Genomic DNA, 2,258 nt, shown 5'->3' on the forward strand with positions numbered 1-2,258 from the left:
CGCGCCGTGCGGGCCAGCGCCTGGCCGCCGCCTGCGCGGCCGCCCTGACCCTCTTCACGGCCTCCCCGGCCGGTGCGCTGCCCGCCGGCGGCAACGTCCGGCCGGCCGGCGACTCCACCGCCACGGCCGAGTACCCGGTGGTGATGACCATCGACACGCTGAACCCGCAGGTGGCCGCCCCGGGCGGGATCGTGACGATCACCGGCCAGGTCACCAACGCCGGCAAGTCGGCGATCAAGGGCGCCCACGCGGCCGTCCGCAAGCCGTACTCCGGCAAACCGCTGGACCGGCGCAGCGACCTGGCCAACGTGGCCGACCGCTCCACGCCGGACAGCAAGGACGGCGTGGAGCTGGACAGCCCGCAGTACGCCCTGCCGGAGCTGAACCCGGGGCAGAGCCAGCCGTACACCCTGAGCGTCGCGGTGAGCGACCTCGGCTTCTCCGCGAGCGGCGCGTACGAGCTCGCGGTGGACGCCTGGGGCGGGACCGGCGACAACCCGCGCGACCGCGCCCTGGGCATCGCCCGGACCTTCCTGCCGTACAACCCGGGCGGCGCCGAGGCGCAGCCGACGAAGGTCGCCACGATCTGGCCGCTGGTGCACGCGCCGGTGCTGGCCGCCCAGACCACCGCCGACAACAGCGACCAGCCGACCCCGGTGCTGCGCGACGACAGCCTGGCCGGCGAGTTCGCCCCGGGCGGCCGGCTGTACGAGCTGGTCGACACCGGCGCGAAGCTGAACGGCCTGACCTGGGTGATCGACCCGGACCTGCTGGACGCCGCGCTCGCGATGACCAAGCCCTACCGGGTGCAGAAGCCGGGCACCGAGGCCGCGGGCAAGTCCGCCAAGGACGACAACACCGTCCAGGTGCCCGCCTCGGCCGCCGCCGTCGCCTGGCTGGACAAGCTGCGGGCCGCCGTCGCCAAGCCGGGCAGCCAGGTGGTCTCGCTGCCGTACGCCGACCCGGACCTCGCCTCGATCGCCCACAACGGCTCCGACCTGGCCGGGATGACCACCGCGCTGAGCAAGGCGTCCACCGCCGGCCGGCTGACCGTCGAGGGCCGGCTCTCCGTGGACACCCGCTCGGACGTCGCCTGGCCGTACCGGGGCTACCTCGACCAGCAGATCGCCGCCCTCGCCCAGCAGTCCGGCAACGGGCTGGTGCTGGTCGACGGCGCGAGCATGCCGGAGCCGGACTCGCTCACCTACACCCCGACCGCGGTCCGCCCGATCGGCAGCGGGCAGAGCGCCGTGGTGGCCGACGAGACCGTCTCCGCGCTCTTCGACAAGGACCTGAGCAGCCCGCAGGCGCAGACCGACGCCACCCAGCGCTTCCTCGCCGAGACCTTCGCGATCACCCACGAGCAGCCGCAGAACCAGCGCGGACTGCTCGTCCTGCCGCCCCGCGAGCTGAGCACCGCCGGCGCCAAGGCGCTGGCGAACGCCCTCCAGACGGCGGACGGCAAGTGGATCTCCTCGGTCAAGCTGGACGCGGTGGCCCAGTCCGCGGCCGACCCGAAGGCCAACACCGCCGTCCCGGCGCCCACCGACTACCCGACCCAGATCCGCGCCTCGGAGCTGCCGGCGGCCGACCTGAGCCGCACCGACGACATCCAGCACGACCTGGACACCCTGATGCGGGTGCTCACCCTGCCGCAGCGGGTGCGCGGCCCGTTCAGCGCCGCGATGGTCCGCTCGCTGTCCACCGAGTGGCGCAGCCAGCCGCCGGCCGGGAGCACCTACCGGGCCGGCGTCACGGGGTACCTGAAGGAGCTGACCAAGGCCGTCCAGGTGCCGAGGAAGAACGTGGTCACCCTGGCCGGCGAGTCCGGCCTGCTCCAGGTCAGCGTCCGCAACGACCTGACCCAGACGGTCACCAACCTGAAGCTGGTGCTCACCTCGGCCCAGCCGAACAGGCTGCGGGTGAGCAAGGAGGAGGAGCTGGTCCTCCCGGCCTCGCAGAGCGTGACGCTGCGCTTCAACGCCGAGGCGCACAACAACGGGCCGGTCGCGATGACCGCCCAGCTGTGGACCACCGGCCCCGACTCCCGGCCGTACGGCGAGGCGCAGAAGTTCACGGTGGAGGTCACCTCGGTGACCAACGGCGTGCTGTACGTCTTCGCGGGCGCCGGCGTCCTGCTGCTGCTGGCCGCGCTGCGCTTCGTGCGCCAGCGCAAGCGCCTCGGCGGGCAGCCGCACGAGGACGGCGACCAGCCGGTCGGCGACGCCCCGCTCGGGGACGCCCCGGCCGCGGGCGGC

The 2,258-nt window shown here is 74.0% G+C and carries 1 protein-coding gene; it reads left to right on the forward strand.

The features are described from left to right. Nucleotides 1-2,258 (forward strand): DUF6049 family protein (locus AE652_RS39885; protein WP_049660570.1); only part of this gene is annotated, 2,258 nt, incomplete at both ends.

It is taken from the genome of Kitasatospora sp. MY 5-36, from assembly GCF_001182915.1.
Taxonomy (GTDB): Bacteria; Actinomycetota; Actinomycetes; order Streptomycetales; family Streptomycetaceae; genus Kitasatospora.